This is a genomic window from Brevibacillus sp. AY1, assembly GCF_029870785.1.
GTDB classification, from domain to species: domain Bacteria; phylum Bacillota; class Bacilli; order Brevibacillales; family Brevibacillaceae; genus Brevibacillus; species Brevibacillus invocatus.
On record NZ_JAFLPN010000062.1, the window covers coordinates 1 to 13,863 of the forward strand.

Genomic DNA, 13,863 nt, shown 5'->3' on the forward strand with positions numbered 1-13,863 from the left:
TTTTAAAAAAGGATAAAGAAGAGATTGGGACAGTCTGTATATTTTTAAGATGGGTAATTATGAAATTGATTCAATTATATACATTTAGGGCCAAAAGCTAGTTCTTATTCATTAGGAGTAATGCAAGAGAGTAAGTTACTATTAGCCGGAGCATCAAATTATGGACTTGCTGATCCGGGGCAAAATACGAGTCTATCTCTGAGTCAAATCACTACTTGTTTATTGACTGTGTATCCTTCTTATGAACGATTGATGGTAGGTAAAGTAATGTCGCTACTCGTTGATGAAATTTGTCATGCATTTGTAGATGTTCAAAAAAACATTGAGTACGAAGAGTTTGGAGTAGAATACGAAGATTGAATGTTTGTATGAAAGTCGAACTGTAAATCGCTGGTGACACACGCCGATCGAATTGAGACCAACTGGCATCATTTATTGAATAACAAATCAAAACAGTTGCGGCAGTCTAAGACTTCATTTTCAAGGTCTTATACCGCAGCTTTTTCATAAAATTAGTCAATATTAATCAACACAAAAAGGATAGGAAAACTCGCTCCTATCCTTACTTCTTTTTTTATTCTGGCTTGTTATTGACAGTTGGATCGATTGTAAAATCGGGTTTGAAACCATCGTATTTCACTTCGGACATCATCCCTTGAGAAGCATGCCCCAGATCGTGGCAGTGGAACATCCAGTTCCCAGGATTATCTGCTTTAAAAGCAACGACATATTCTTCGCCAGGTAAAAGATTTAATGTGTCTTTTAGCAATGGGGACCCAGAGATCGGTTTTCCGTCTTTACTGAGTACCTGGAAAAAGTGACCGTGCAAATGCATCGGATGAATGTCCTCTTTGGAGTTATTCACCATTCTTACCTTTACCAAATCCCCTTCTTTTACATTGAGGGGAGGGACGTCAGGGTATGTTTTACCATTGATAGTAAATGTCATTCCATTGCCCATTACAGTATTGAGATCCATCGTATATTCAACGTCGTACTGACCTTCAAGCGAGAAGGTACTTTTCGCTGCTTCGCCATACTTTGTGATGTCAATCAGAGGGAAATCTCCTGCCACGGGTTTGACTGAAGCATTCTCTGACCCTTCATAGACAATCGGGATTTTCAGTGATTTTGCACCGGGAAATGCACTATGTTCTTCAAGTAGCCATTTACCTGGATTATTTGCGACAAACTCAATATCATACCGCTCACCTGGAGCAATATTGAGCAACTGGTCTTTGATCAAAGGTGGGTTGTTAATCGGTTGCCCGTCCGTCGAAACGATTTTAAATTCATGACCCGGCAAGTACATTTTATGGGAGAGATATCCCGCATTAACCAGTCTGATTCTCACTTTTTCTCCCTCTTTCACTTGAAGAGGTTGAATGGCGGATCCAGTCTTGCCATTCGCGGAAAAGATGGTGTACATCAACGGCATCATTTCAGCATCGCTCATGTTGCTCATGTCCATGCCAGTACTGGAATCGCCGTGATTCATACTGCTCATGTCCATACCGGTACCAGAATTGCCATGTTTCATGTTGCTCATGTCCATACCAGAACCAGAATTACCATGATTCATGTTACTCATGTCCATATTGCCTTGATCAGAGTGACTATTACTGTCGCTTGTCTTCGCACCTCCACCACCATGCATCTCGGCCATGCTGTCGTCTTCCATCCACTCATCCAACACAAGAGTGAAGTCTTTATCAACAACTTCGGCGTCTTTAGGCTCAACAATGATCGTTCCATACAAGCCTTTATCGACCTGATTGACACCATCCTGGTGGGAGTGGTACCAGTAAGTACCCGGTACATCTACCTTGAATTCATACGTAAAGCTCTCTTTCGGTTTTACAGCATTTTGGGTTACACCGGGGATTCCGTCCATATTATTGGGGACTGGTAACCCATGCCAATGTATGGTTACCGGATCCGGCAACTCATTATTCAACACTACTTTCAGCGTCTCACCTTGCTTGATTCGTAATTGCGGTCCTGGCACGGTTCCGTTATATGTCCAAGCGGTTTTCATGGTATTATCATCAAGCATAAGCATGCTTTCTTTGGCTGTTAGGGTAAAGGAATTGCCGGTAAGAACTTCAAATTTTGGATCGGCTGAGGCAGTCATTTTTGTAGGCTCTGTCGTTTCTGCCGCACTCGTAGATCCCATTTTCGACATGTCATGTCCTGCCATATCGTTTTGAGCACTATTTGAACATGCAGACAAAACAAGTGCGCCCGTTAGCACAACAGGTAGTGCGATCCACTTTTTTGTCCTTATTTTACGAATCATACTGAAACCTCCTTTTGAATTCTAGGTGAAGAATATCATACGATTGTGAAGAAAAGATGGAGATACACGAACAATGGGAGAACCCAAGCTTTTTGGTCCAGGAGATGCTTTGCGAAGTAGGAATTCTCTTCTGAGGAAGCCCAGGTGGGTATATATATAAACTTGGGGGAGGTGTTCAGGTTGTTTAGTGGAAATACGGTTGATACAACAAGAATTTGGGGCGAAGATATATTATCGGTGATGACAAATGCGTTTCAAATGATATACCCTGGTTATCCAACTACAATGGTTCACTGGAGACCCAATGCGATTACAGTAGCTCCGGCTTCGCAATTCCAATATGCTTTTACCGCTTCGTCCCTCGTTCATGACCCGAACAAAGCACCGATGATGTTGGTTTCAGATCAGCTAAATGAGGAAGTAAAAAATGAAATGCTCCGATTGTCCCCGATAGGTAACCAGCTTCCAGCACAAGTCTTATTAATTGGTCCAGTAAACTCAGATGTACAACGTGAGATTCAAGCATTAGGGTTGTCTACCTATCGAATCGGAAATCAGGATCCGTATCAGACTTCATTGGAGGTTTCGCAATTTCGATTGCTGCATCCGTCGGCTGCCCAACAAGGCAGAGAAAACGTGTTTCTTCTTTCAGGCGAAACATTCGCCGAAACGATGTTTGTTCCAAATTATTCCATGCATCAGGGAATCCCTGTTCTACTAACAGAGAAAAACAATGTACCGGCGCCCATTCAACATTTCTTCTCGATGCACCCCGATCTGAATGTGTATATTGTCGGCACTTTTGAAACCGTCTCGCAACATGTGGAAGCATCCTTGCATCGTTATACAAGGGGTAAAGTTGTTCGGTTAACAGGAGCATCGCCATATGATTTATCCGTACGTTTCTCTCGATTTTTTGACGAAGAAACCCAATTGGGCTGGAATCGGAATCAAAAAAACGGAAATGCATTTTCTTTCGTAAATCATAAGGATTGGCGACATGCGATCATCTCTGGACTCTTCTCACATCTTGGAAAACACGCGCCACTTTTATTGACACAAAGAGACAGCTTACCAAGAGATGTAAAAGAATATCTTCGCTTTTTACGTCCTGAAAGGAAAAAGCTACCTCAGCCACCATTCATGCACGGGTTCGTTTTCGGTGATTTTCATTCCATTGATTATCGAACGCAGATTGAGATTGAAGAGAGCATCATTTTTCCTACGATGTAACACTTGTTCTTCAAAAGCGCCTAAAAAGGTGCTTTTTTCGTGATCAGAAGAACTAACGTATTGGAGGTCCTCAACATGGACACAGGAACTCCTTATTATCAACATATTTTCTTCACAACTACCGATTAGAATGGAACAGAATCTGGTTACGTTCGAGAGGAGAATTACATGGGACTCACACTGGTTGGGATTGCGTTGCTAACGCTCATCCTTTTTGCATGGTTAATTGTCACCAAGAGGCAAATGGAGCAACTGAAGAATGTGAAAGCACAGGAAGATCGGGAAAAACGGGTGAAGCTATCCGTTACCGCCAAGTATTTGAAATGGAGTGTAGCCACTTCCATCTTGCTAGTGTCTATAATCGGGGTAATCACCTTGATGAGTGGCGATAGCGAAGAGTCCATGGATCTGATGCATGCGCATGGACTGGGTTATTCTCCAGATGGCAAAGAAATGATCATACCAGCCCATGATGGTCTACGAATCTATGAAGATGGAAGTTGGATGGCGGCAGAAGGGCCAAAGCATGACTATATGGGCTTTGCCCCATCAAGTGATGGATTCTACAGCAGTGGACATCCGGCACCAGGTTCTGCCTTAAAAAATCCACTTGGGATTGTGAAAAGTACAGATGGAGGAAAAACCATACAAACACTCGTCCTGGACGGACAAACCGACTTTCATCTCTTGGCAGTTGGATACTCATCCCACGTGATATATGCAATGAATCCTCAAGCCAATTCGATAATGGACGAGCCTGGACTTTATTTTTCGACAGATGACGCAAAGACATGGACGAAAAGTCAAAGTAACGGCATTCGGGAAGAACCAATCTCTTTGGCTGTTCATCCATCGAAAGACGCTATTGTAGCTCTTGGAACACCTACCGGAGTGTATCTTTCCAAGGATAATGGCAACCATTTTGAGAAAGTGGTTACAAATGGACAAGCTACGGCACTGCTCTTTAATGAGGAAGGCGATTTGTTCATGGGAGGGTACCAAAACAACGCCAATTTACAAAAGATGAACGTGGAAAATAGGAAGGCTGAAAAACTCCCCATTCCTACACTAACAGAAGACGCCATTGCTTATATTGCGCAAAACCCCTCAAACAAGAATGAACTGTCATTTGTGACTTTTAAGAAAGACGTCTATATATCCGATAACCAAGGCTTGGACTGGAAAAGGATTGCTGAGCAAGGAAAGGTAATAACAGATGGTGAGTGACGTTAGCCATAAATAGATACAGTCATAGAAATAACACACAAATGAATATCATGTATCTAGTTTGTTGTGGGGTAAAGAAGGGGAAACCATCATTCTTCATCGATGAATGAGACCGTAGAATGAAAAAGGGAAAGGCAACCGCCTTTCCCTTTTGATTAAGACGCCATATTGTGGCAGTGCTCAGCACACTCACGGCATACTTTTGCACATTCTTGGCAATGCGGATCTTTGTACATAGCACAATGAGTTGCGCATGCATCGCAGATCGTTGCACAGATTCCACACAATTGTTTCGCGTAGTGGCTATTACGTGCCATGAACTGAGTAGACAGGGCACAAATATCAATACAATCCCGTAGATGTTGGATACACTTCGTCCGATTCTGTACATCCGGTTCCTGGAGGCAAGCTGTCAGGCATTGTTCGCAGGATTGCAGACATTTCATACAGGCATCAATGCATTGTTGGTACATGTTCGAAACTGCAACAGGCATGTTTAAAATCCTCCCTCATCGTTATTCAGTAGTAGTATGATAACCGAGCAAAGAATTATTCTTCTTATATTTCCATTAGCAAGCCTGCGTTTGATTTTCTCACGTAAGTGTTAGGCAGTATATTATCTATTCGGGGGGAGAAGAGGCACAAATGGAATGGTTTTCGTACTTATCCCACTTAGGATCATGGTTATCTTCACCATTTTCTAATTTGTACTATAGTATGGGTGAACAAGCTCCGATTATTGGCGCGCTCCTGCTTGGCGTGATTGGTGCTTTTGCTCCCTGTCAGCTCTCCGCTAATGTTGCTGCCTTCACCGTATTTGGACGAAAAACTCTTGGAAAAGGAACTTTTGGGATCAGCCTATTCATGTTTATTTTAGGAAAAGTGGTTGTCTATTCCGCTTTTGGCGGGATCGTCTTCCTGTTTGGGAAAGAGCTATCTTCAGACGCCATTCCACTCTTTCAATGGGCAAGAAAATTATTGGCACCTTTGTTTATTCTAATCGGATTGTATATGATCGGATGGGTCCGGTTACCTTCCTGTTTCTGCTACTTCATAATGTCTCAAAGTTGGTGGTTTCAAGTGTCCAAAATTTGATGTTATGACCGACCATTTCAAGTAAACCAGTCAAGGCCGCGAAGCGTTTATTTAGCCTTGACTGGTGAATCCATCCTCCCACGCTTGATTGCTGCCAGCAAACCGTTGCTGGCCCGCCACGCGGCGAGCGATGGGGTGCAGGGGACGGAGTTCCCTGCGTTTCCCCTTTAGGGGACGGAAGGGGAAGTAGATCGGCTTCTGCCTTGCGGCAAGTCGGCCGTCAATGTCCTATTCAATGTGCGAAATGGCCAATTTAGCTCAGCAGCCCCTTTGTAAGCGGTTAAAGACGAATTTTCGGACAAAATCAGTCATCAATTGTTTGATCGGTTGGGCACTCAATATAGGCATCGGACACATTTACTGTCTAATTTCGGACAACATGCTCCGTCTTACATTGGACATTATGTATTGGTATTAACACCTTCCATACAAGCGCCCCTTTCATTGACAAAGAAAATGAACCAGTTTGCAGGACGTTTCGATGGAGGAACGCAATCTTTTTTAATGGGTTTTACATTCTCATTAGGTTTTTGTCCTACCATGTTCTGGGTCTTCTTTGGACTTGCGGTGCCATTAATGCTCTCAAGCTCGATCGGAATATTCGTTCCCATTATTTTTGCAATAGGTACGGCAATACCGTTATTTGTGGTTTTGTTGATTCTTTCATTTGTCGGTGACCGGGCAAGGATGATGAACAAGACGAAACGAATCGGAACCGGTATTCAAAAGTTGGCTGGAACCATCATTATTTTCCTTGGAATTTCGGATTTCTTGATTTTTTGGTAAAGGGACCGACATTCATCACTGGAAATAGGGTACATAGGTATTGTATAATGAACGAAAAGGAGTTGATACTTTTTGAATACGGAAATCGTACAACTTGATAAAAATATAAGTGACGTAGAGCATACATGTTGTTCCCATGGAGAAACAGAGCGTAAAAGTCATCATTCCGATCAAGTCAAAAACAATATGATTCTTCGCTTGAATCGAATTGAAGGTCAAGTTCGAGGCATTAAGGGTATGATTGAAAAGGATACGTACTGTGATGATGTGCTGAATCAGATTGCATCAGTTCAATCCGCCCTTAACGGTGTGGGAAAACTGCTACTGGAACATCACATGAAAAGCTGTGTGATGGAACGAATCCAGGAAGGCGACACGGAAGTGTTAAAAGAACTTATGACAAGTATCACGAAACTGATGAAATAGCAGCTGCATGCTGCTTCCTTTTAAACCTTTAATATAGGGTACAGGGGTATAGTAAAAAGTTGTTGACAGCGCATACACAGGGGGGGTATATTGAAGTTGTAAATCATACTGGAAATGCACCCCAATCTAACAAACGCCTACCTGAGAAACATTTTGGGGGATTATATGGGGAGGACAAATTCGACTTAAAAAGACCATGACAGAGTATGAAATCTTTTATAGGTACCATCATTAAAAAACCTAAAGGAGCGATTGGTATGAAAAAGGTTACTTTACATGTTGAAGGAATGAGCTGTCAGCATTGTGTAAATTCCATTGAAGGTGCTCTAAAACTGATCGGAGTTGAAGGAAAAGTAGATCTTACTACCAACACCGTAGAAGTGTCATTTGATGAAGAAAAAATCAAGATGGATGCAATCAAAGAAGCCATTGAGGAGCAAGGTTACGAGGTTGTGTAACGGCTTACGATAAAAAAGGAGGAATACTTGGTATGGAAGCTGCTACGTCCCAAGGGAATAAACAAGTTAACTTGCCGATCACCGGCATGACTTGTGCTGCATGTGCCATTCGAATCGAAAAAGGTTTGAATAAACTGGAAGGTGTCTCGAATGCGAATGTGAATTTCGCCATGGAAAAAGCAAGTGTTGTGTTTGATCCAGCGAAAGTTGATGTGACACGCCTTGAAGAGAGCATAAAGAAATTAGGGTATGGTACGGTAAAAGAAGTAATCGATTTCCAATTGGAAGGTATGACCTGTGCCGCGTGTGCCAACCGAATTGAAAAAGGATTAAATAAGCTTCCGGGTGTTACGAAGGCAACCGTAAACTTTGCTATGGAGACTGCTCATGTCGAGTACTCTCCTGGCGAAGTATCAGTAACCGATATGCAAAATAAAGTAAATCAACTCGGTTATAAAGCCATCTTGAAGAACGAGAAGGAAGCGACCCAAGATCACCGTGGTAAAGAAATCCAGAATCAAAAACGCAAATTGCTCTTGTCAGCTATCCTCTCTTTGCCACTATTATGGAGCATGGTAGGTCACTTTTCCTTCACTTCCTGGATCTATTCGCCAGAAATTTTTATGAACCCATGGTTTCAGCTTATTCTGGCTACACCGGTCCAATTCTACGTTGGTAGACAGTTCTATGTGGGTGCTTACAAAGCCTTACGCAATGGTAGTGCAAATATGGACGTATTGATTGCATTGGGTACGTCTGCAGCCTATTTTTACAGCGTATATCAGACGATAGCTTGGTCTGTAGGCAATGGAGAATCACACCACGCGCCAGCTCTTTATTTCGAAACAAGTGCTGTCCTAATCACCCTTGTAATTATGGGTAAACTGTTCGAGGCTCTTGCCAAAGGAAGATCATCAGAAGCCATTAAATCCTTAATGGGATTGCGAGCAAAGACCGCAATCGTCGTACGTGAAGGTCAAGAGATCTCTATTCCAGTGGATGAAGTAATCGTTGGCGATCTTGTCCTTGTTCGGCCAGGAGATAAAGTACCTGTTGATGGAGAAGTAGTGGAAGGAATATCGACTGTAGACGAATCCATGCTTACAGGTGAGAGCATTCCCGTAGAGAAGAAGCCCGGTGATGCCGTGATTGGTGCCACCGTTAACAAAAATGGAGTACTTCGAGTCAAAGCAACAAAAGTGGGTAAGGAAACGGCTCTTGCCCAGATTATCAAAGTTGTAGAAGAAGCTCAGGGATCCAAAGCACCAATACAAAGAATCGCTGACGTCATCTCGGGGATTTTTGTTCCAATCGTTGTCGGTATCGCCATCGTAGCTTTTCTTGTTTGGTACTTCTACGTAACCCCTGGCAATTTTGCCGGAGCTCTGGAAATCGCGATCGCGATTTTGGTGATCGCCTGCCCATGCGCTCTTGGCTTGGCAACTCCTACTTCCATTATGGCTGGATCTGGACGTTCTGCCGAATTAGGAATCCTATTTAAGGGCGGAGAACATTTAGAACAAACACATAAAATTGATACAATCATTCTCGATAAGACAGGGACTGTCACAAAAGGAAAGCCGGAACTAACGGATGTCATCACAGACGGAGATGAGACGGAATTCCTGAGGGTTGTGGGAGCAGCCGAGAAAAATTCGGAACATCCTCTGGCAGAAGCTATTGTAATCGGAATTCAAGAAAAAGCCATCTCATTGCCGCAAACAGAATCATTTGAGGCAATCCCAGGCTATGGCATTCAAGCTATGGTGGAAGGCAAAGAAGTACTGATCGGAACAAGACGCTTAATGGAGAAATTCGGGGTGGATGCCAAGGCAGCCTATGAGTCCATGTCACGTCTTGAAGAATCAGGAAAAACGGCTATGCTGGTCGCGATCAACAATCAGTACTCCGGTATCGTTGCTGTTGCAGATACGATCAAAGAATCGTCAAAGGATGCCGTTAAACGTCTGAAGGAAATGGGTATCCAGGTAATCATGATTACAGGGGACAATCAACGTACTGCAAAGGCTATTGCAGAACAAGTTGGCATTGATCATGTCCTTGCAGAAGTTTTGCCGGAAGGAAAAGCACAGGAAGTAAAAACATTGCAAGCGCAAGGCAAAAAAGTAGCTATGGTTGGGGACGGCATCAATGATGCTCCTGCCCTTGCAACAGCTGACATTGGTATGGCGATTGGGACAGGAACAGACATTGCGATGGAAGCAGCAGATGTCACACTCATGCGCGGAGAGTTGTCCAGCATCCCTGATGCGATCTATATGAGCCGAAAAACCATGCGTAATATTAAGCAGAATCTATTTTGGGCACTTGCCTATAACTCGCTCGGAATTCCTATCGCTGCAATTGGTTTACTCGCGCCTTGGGTGGCCGGGGCAGCAATGGCATTAAGTTCGGTATCTGTTGTGCTTAATGCTCTTCGATTACAGCGTGTAAAAATACGGTGATCTGTAGAAAAATGAATCACGAAAAATGGCCATGAAAATGAGGAGAGGAGAAATCGAGTTATGGGTGAGAAAGCGAAAATTGCCGTTACCCCTGCCATACAAGTAGGAGGAAGTCTTTTTACACCGGAGCAACTTGCTACAATGGCAAAGATAGTTGGAGAAGATGCCGTAATTGAGATGACGCCCTTTAAGCAACTCTATCTAGAAATTCCACTTGAACGACGTGAAGTTATTGTGGAAGAACTGCAGCGTTCTGGTCTAGAGGTGTACCCTGCGGGCTTCGTCACAAAGAGTTTGATTGTTTGCAACTTTTGTAAAGGTGCCGAAGAAGCCGGTCTTGAGACCGCTAAAGGAATAAATAAGGCGATTGCTGGCATTGAAACACCCACACCAGTCAAAGTAGGGTATGCAGGCTGTGCACTTGGCACTAGTGAACCATTGTTAAAGGACATTGGCGTTGTTAAAATGCGCGATTCGTTTGACATCTATGTTGGAGGAGAAGCCAAGGGTCTCAAAGCCAGTCTTGCGAAACTTCTTGTATCTGGGTTATCTGAAGCACAATTAGTTCCTGTCATTACAAATGTCATTGACTTCTATAAGAGAAATGCGAAAGGGAAAGAAGTATTCAGCAAGTTCATTGAGCGAATTACCTTAGACCAATTAAAAAAGATTGCTCTGGGGTAGAGATTGTCTCCAAGCATAACAGCAAACCGTTTTTGAAGTACAGGAATGACAGTTTTAGATGGTTAAAGCATTCTGGATAAAATACTCCAGTTAGGTATCATAATAAAACCAACAACAACGGAAATGGAGGAATGTTATGTGTGTTAGAAAACTGTTCATGATATTGAGTGTAGTTTCCATTATCACATTAACTGCATGTGGAAATAATGCGAAACAAGGCAACCAACCTAGCCAAAATCAAGAAAATGCCAATCCGGGTACAGATCATGCAGGAATGAATCATGGGGATATGAATCATTCTGGTTCAGCTGAAGTCCCAGAAGGACTCAAAGCTGCAACCAATCCGACTTATAAAGTTGGCAGCCAAGCAATCATCAAAGATGCCCATATGGAAGGGATGAAAGGGGCTACTGCTACCATCGTTGGGGCATATGACACAACAGTCTACACCATTTCCTATACACCCACAACAGGTGGACCAAGAGTCACCAACCATAAATGGATTATCCATGAAGAAATTGCGGATCATGGAACAGAACCGCTTAAACCGGGAACTGAAGTGACCGTAGAAGCAGATCACATGAAAGGGATGAAAGGCGCTACTGCTACCATCGATACTGCCGAACAAACAACAGTTTATATGGTTGATTTCGTCCCGACCACTGGCGGAGAAGAGGTAAAAAATCATAAATGGGTCACAGAAAGTGAACTTTCTCCAAAATAACATTCGTATCAATCACATGTTTAACCAGTCTAATATTGACTGGTTTCTTTTTTTGATCAAGAGAAATAGTATGGGCATTTCATTCATTGATCCAAGGTTTTAGCCGCCCAGATGGTTGTTAAATCAGTAAGAACATCCATCGCTTCTTTCAAGAAACGCGCTTCACTTCAGGAGATTGAATAGTAAAATTACTTTTCAATCTGAACAACTCCTTTGGAAACAATATCGAGTCCAGCTCAAAACCGATGATGAGTTGAAGTGGTGGGTTTATGAGTTGGCTATGAAACATCACCCAGATTATCACAAATGAAATATTTAATATTTAAAATTCAATATAACTTGGTGCCAATCTGGGAAGAATGCTTAACAACTAGGGATACAGGAAGGGGAAATTAACCATGACAATAGACAAATCAGCAATGGAGACATATCATAATTTTGAAATTTGGAATGATTTAGTGTGCAGTAAAAATGATATATCTCAGCTTTTCTCATTGAAGCCAATTGGTATCGGATCTCCAATGGTTGAAAGCCTCTCGGGGTATATTTCAAGGTTAGCGGTGGAACATCGAATCACAACAGGAAAATTATTTACGGAAGTAATGGTACCGTATTTAGATAAACACTATTTAAATGAGATATCCAAAAGAGGTGGAAACGGTTTTTTTGACACCGCTCATATGATGAATGGGACCTCGAAGGCGGCAGTTGAGTTTTCTAATATGCTAAATGAATTAACGGGTAACTCTCACCTCCATAATCTGACCTTTCATAGGTTTGCAAATACTATCTCGCAACGCGGGTTGTTGAAAACAAAGAAGTCTTGGTGCCCAGCTTGTTATAAAGAAATGTTCTTGTCAAATTCGATCGTTTATGAGCCCTTACTTTGGCTTATTCAATCAGTTACCATTTGCAGAACTCATCGATTAAAGCTACGAAGCGTTTGCACAAATTGTTTTAAAACAGCTTTAATTTTGGAACGCCGAAGTCGTCCCGGATTTTGCTGCCACTGCAGTATCAGGTTAGGCGATGAAAAAATAACTGCTGTTGATACTATTGATTTTGAGAGTGATATGAAAGCAACAATGATTGAAGAATTGCTTTGCAGTGAAGGAATGTTTCTGCGAAGTGGAGTCATTACCGCGCTGAAAAGTATCGTTTCTCGGGAAAAATCTACTCCAACACAAATAGCGCGTAAGCTTAATGTACCTAAAACAACTTTTTGGGGATGGATAACAGGTAAAAATCTACCTTCAGTTACTGAGGTAATTGGGATTTGTAACAAATTTGGAATTAACATTGTTAATTTTTATAAAGGCAGTAATAACGAGGGTCACGCTCCAGTCATATTTTCTAGAAGGATAAAGAAACAGAATAAAGATATAACTACACTACCGTTATTCGAAATCAGCGTATTAACTAGAAAAATTGTAAAGGATGCTAAAACAGAAAGTATGCATGTCCAAGCTTTGGCCAATGCTGTAAGTTGCAACAAGAAGACACTCTATAAATACCTTCCAACACTGTGCAAAATGCAAGCAGTGAAATGGAAGAAATACTTACAGAAACAAAAATGTATTCGTGTTAGGAGCATTAAGAGGGAAGTTACACGGACTTATATGAGATCCTTATCTAGTGGTGTAGCTCCAGGAAGAAAGAAATTAGAACAGGACATGAAAAAACCGGCAGTTTTTAGAGAAAGTGAGATAAAGAATCATCTCGATGAGTTAAATGCAGGGAAGTATTGCTAGTTAATTACTTCCTGAAAAATCGGAAAATTGATATACTAATCAGTGATAGAGTTCGACTATTCGGATAATTATTGATTGGTAGGTGAATTACAATGCTTCCAGCTAATCTGGTCAACTTGTTTGTAAGAAAGGGTTTAGATACCAGAACAAGGCAACTGATAGATAGGATTCGTAGCTCAGAACCATCACGCAGGGTGGGCAGTGGTCGTGGTAATACCCCTGGGATTTATCCAAGTAAAAAGATGGGGGTTACTATTCAATTTGAAAGCCACACAGTTGAACTTGCGGCAATATATGAGAAAGAGCATGATGAAAGCGTCTATGAATATTATGATCAGCCCCCAGCGTTCTCGATCCGGTATCAAGATCAAGGGAAAAATCATGGACGCACGTATACTCCAGATTTTTTTGTGATCAGTGAAGATTTTATTGGATGGGAGGAATGGAAAAAGGAGGAAGATCTAATCAAACTTAGTGTTGAAAAGCCGTATCTTTATAGGAGATCGGAAGATGGTACATGGTATATGCCACCAGCAGAAGCGTATGCAGAACAGTACGGATTATCATTCCGTGTTCGATCATCTAAAGACATTAACTGGGTTTATTTAAGTAACATTCGATTCTTAGAGGATTATTTACTCTCTCTTAAGCCCCGAAATTGGATTTGAGTCATACCCCCTTATCCTGTTAAGCTGGTATCAGAAGAACAGAGGGG

The 13,863-nt window shown here is 42.1% G+C and carries 14 protein-coding genes; 12 read left to right on the forward strand and 2 right to left on the reverse strand.

From position 1 onward, the window contains the following. The first annotated feature begins 120 nt into the window (after positions 1–120). Positions 121–360, forward strand: coding sequence for a hypothetical protein (locus JZI27_RS23545; protein WP_280209593.1), 240 nt, complete (start codon positions 121–123; stop codon positions 358–360). 214 nt (positions 361–574) lie between these two features. Here JZI27_RS23545 and JZI27_RS23550 read toward each other — a convergent pair whose 3' ends face one another. After that, the gene (locus JZI27_RS23550) at positions 575–2,299 is read right to left on the reverse strand and encodes a multicopper oxidase family protein (protein WP_183185291.1); all 1,725 of its coding nucleotides are present in this window, start codon (positions 2,297–2,299) and stop codon (positions 575–577) included. Positions 2,300–2,479: 180 nt separating this feature from the next. Between JZI27_RS23550 and JZI27_RS23555 the strand changes: the two genes are divergently transcribed. Together JZI27_RS23555 and JZI27_RS23560 are read left to right on the forward strand one after the other, a co-directional pair. Beyond that, the gene (locus JZI27_RS23555) at positions 2,480–3,532 is read left to right on the forward strand and encodes a cell wall-binding repeat-containing protein (protein ID WP_280209596.1); all 1,053 of its coding nucleotides are present in this window, start codon (positions 2,480–2,482) and stop codon (positions 3,530–3,532) included. A 378-nt stretch (positions 3,533–3,910) separates the two neighbouring features. Further along, positions 3,911–4,759 carry a F510_1955 family glycosylhydrolase gene (locus JZI27_RS23560; protein ID WP_338068339.1) on the forward strand — a complete coding sequence of 283 codons (849 nt, stop codon included), beginning with the start codon at positions 3,911–3,913 and terminating at the stop codon, positions 4,757–4,759. A 155-nt stretch (positions 4,760–4,914) separates the two neighbouring features. On the opposite strand, the gene JZI27_RS23565 is transcribed toward JZI27_RS23560, so the two are convergent. Beyond that, positions 4,915–5,253: a four-helix bundle copper-binding protein gene (locus tag JZI27_RS23565; protein ID WP_122911153.1), complete on the reverse strand. Its 339-nt coding sequence runs from the start codon at positions 5,251–5,253 to the stop codon at positions 4,915–4,917. Between the two features lie 151 nt (positions 5,254–5,404). Between JZI27_RS23565 and JZI27_RS23570 the strand changes: the two genes are divergently transcribed. The 9 genes from JZI27_RS23570 to JZI27_RS23610 all read left to right on the forward strand — a co-directional run bounded on the left by JZI27_RS23570 (position 5,405) and on the right by JZI27_RS23610 (position 13,816). Continuing rightward, positions 5,405–5,854 carry an urease accessory protein UreH domain-containing protein gene (locus JZI27_RS23570; protein ID WP_122911154.1) on the forward strand — a complete coding sequence of 150 codons (450 nt, stop codon included), beginning with the start codon at positions 5,405–5,407 and terminating at the stop codon, positions 5,852–5,854. Positions 5,855–6,262: 408 nt separating this feature from the next. Beyond that, a complete protein-coding gene (locus JZI27_RS23575) occupies positions 6,263–6,640 on the forward strand; it encodes an urease accessory protein UreH domain-containing protein (protein WP_122911155.1) in 378 nt (125 codons plus the stop codon). Positions 6,641–6,745: 105 nt separating this feature from the next. Next, entirely contained in the window at positions 6,746–7,066 is a 321-nt protein-coding gene (locus JZI27_RS23580) for a metal-sensitive transcriptional regulator (RefSeq protein WP_276330142.1), read from the forward strand. Between the two features lie 257 nt (positions 7,067–7,323). After that, a complete protein-coding gene (locus JZI27_RS23585; protein ID WP_122911173.1) occupies positions 7,324–7,524 on the forward strand; it encodes a copper ion binding protein in 201 nt (66 codons plus the stop codon). A gap of 32 nt (positions 7,525–7,556) precedes the next feature. After that, positions 7,557–9,989 (forward strand): heavy metal translocating P-type ATPase, encoded by a 2,433-nt coding sequence (locus JZI27_RS23590; RefSeq protein ID WP_122911156.1) that lies wholly within the window; start codon positions 7,557–7,559, stop codon positions 9,987–9,989. A 60-nt stretch (positions 9,990–10,049) separates the two neighbouring features. Then, the gene (locus JZI27_RS23595; RefSeq protein ID WP_122911157.1) at positions 10,050–10,673 is read left to right on the forward strand and encodes an NAD(P)/FAD-dependent oxidoreductase; all 624 of its coding nucleotides are present in this window, start codon (positions 10,050–10,052) and stop codon (positions 10,671–10,673) included. Positions 10,674–10,809: 136 nt separating this feature from the next. Then, positions 10,810–11,397: a YdhK family protein gene (locus JZI27_RS23600; protein ID WP_122911158.1), complete on the forward strand. Its 588-nt coding sequence runs from the start codon at positions 10,810–10,812 to the stop codon at positions 11,395–11,397. A 398-nt stretch (positions 11,398–11,795) separates the two neighbouring features. Beyond that, a complete protein-coding gene (locus tag JZI27_RS23605) occupies positions 11,796–13,148 on the forward strand; it encodes a helix-turn-helix domain-containing protein (RefSeq protein ID WP_280209599.1) in 1,353 nt (450 codons plus the stop codon). A 92-nt stretch (positions 13,149–13,240) separates the two neighbouring features. Further along, positions 13,241–13,816, forward strand: coding sequence for a Tn7 transposase TnsA N-terminal domain-containing protein (locus JZI27_RS23610; protein ID WP_280209600.1), 576 nt, complete (start codon positions 13,241–13,243; stop codon positions 13,814–13,816). Positions 13,817–13,863 lie beyond the last annotated feature (47 nt).

Excerpts from the sequence above, each read along its gene's own strand:
- JZI27_RS23590 (WP_122911156.1), top strand. The coding sequence starts at position 7,557 with ATGGAAGCTGCTACGTCCCAAGGGAATAAACAAGTTAACTTGCCGATC.
- JZI27_RS23565 (WP_122911153.1), bottom strand. The coding sequence starts at position 5,253 with ATGCCTGTTGCAGTTTCGAACATGTACCAACAATGCATTGATGCCTGT.
- JZI27_RS23550 (WP_183185291.1), bottom strand. The coding sequence starts at position 2,299 with ATGATTCGTAAAATAAGGACAAAAAAGTGGATCGCACTACCTGTTGTG.
- JZI27_RS23545 (WP_280209593.1), top strand. The coding sequence starts at position 121 with ATGCAAGAGAGTAAGTTACTATTAGCCGGAGCATCAAATTATGGACTT.
- JZI27_RS23600 (WP_122911158.1), top strand. The coding sequence starts at position 10,810 with ATGTGTGTTAGAAAACTGTTCATGATATTGAGTGTAGTTTCCATTATC.
- JZI27_RS23605 (WP_280209599.1), top strand. The coding sequence starts at position 11,796 with ATGACAATAGACAAATCAGCAATGGAGACATATCATAATTTTGAAATT.
- JZI27_RS23585 (WP_122911173.1), top strand. The coding sequence starts at position 7,324 with ATGAAAAAGGTTACTTTACATGTTGAAGGAATGAGCTGTCAGCATTGT.
- JZI27_RS23595 (WP_122911157.1), top strand. The coding sequence starts at position 10,050 with ATGGGTGAGAAAGCGAAAATTGCCGTTACCCCTGCCATACAAGTAGGA.
- JZI27_RS23560 (WP_338068339.1), top strand. The coding sequence starts at position 3,911 with ATGAGTGGCGATAGCGAAGAGTCCATGGATCTGATGCATGCGCATGGA.
- JZI27_RS23610 (WP_280209600.1), top strand. The coding sequence starts at position 13,241 with ATGCTTCCAGCTAATCTGGTCAACTTGTTTGTAAGAAAGGGTTTAGAT.
- JZI27_RS23570 (WP_122911154.1), top strand. The coding sequence starts at position 5,405 with ATGGAATGGTTTTCGTACTTATCCCACTTAGGATCATGGTTATCTTCA.